The sequence below is a fragment of the Streptomyces sp. SID13726 genome (genome assembly GCF_010548375.1).
Taxonomy (GTDB): Bacteria; Actinomycetota; Actinomycetes; order Streptomycetales; family Streptomycetaceae; genus Streptomyces.
Genome location: NZ_JAAGLY010000215.1, coordinates 1 through 559, shown reverse-complemented (window position 1 = coordinate 559; position 559 = coordinate 1). Strand labels below are relative to the sequence as shown.

Annotated in this window: 1 protein-coding gene; it reads right to left on the bottom strand. The window is 77.3% G+C overall.

Annotated elements, in window-relative coordinates:
• Positions 1-559: hypothetical protein (locus tag G3I78_RS47255; RefSeq protein ID WP_203616498.1), on the bottom strand; the 559-nt coding region annotated here is incomplete at both ends.

Genomic DNA, 559 nt, shown 5'->3' with positions numbered 1-559 from the left:
CGCGATGACGGGCTCGGCGCCGGAGCTCGCGCCCGACTGCGCCTGCACCTGGGCCGCCGTGATCGTGCCCGGGTCGAGGACGTCCTCGCCCTGGCGCTCCGCCCACACCTCGTTCATGCGCGCCGTGAGCCGTTCGGCGCCGCGTCGCGAGTTGGTGAAGACGAGCGTGGAGCGGTGGTCGGCGACCAGGTCGACGACGCGCTCCTCGACGTGCGGCCACACCGACGGGCGCGGAGGGCGCACGTCGAGCGCCCCGGTGGGTCGCGACGTCGCCGGACCCGACAGGTCGGGCTCGCCCGGGGGCAGGGGCGGGAGCCCGGCCACGGTCGTCGCCGATGCCGCACCGCGGCCCCCGGGGTCGTCCTTCCCACCGCGCGCCGCCGTCCGCTGCGAGGTGTCGGGTATGAGGGCCGCCGTGCCGAGGTCCGCGAGGTCGGGGACGGGCACCACGACGTCGACCTCGATGCGCTTGCTCGCGGGCGGCTGCACGACGACCACCTCGCGCCCCGCCTCCGCATCCGGGCGGTGGCCGCCGAGGAACCTCGCGACGGCCTCGACG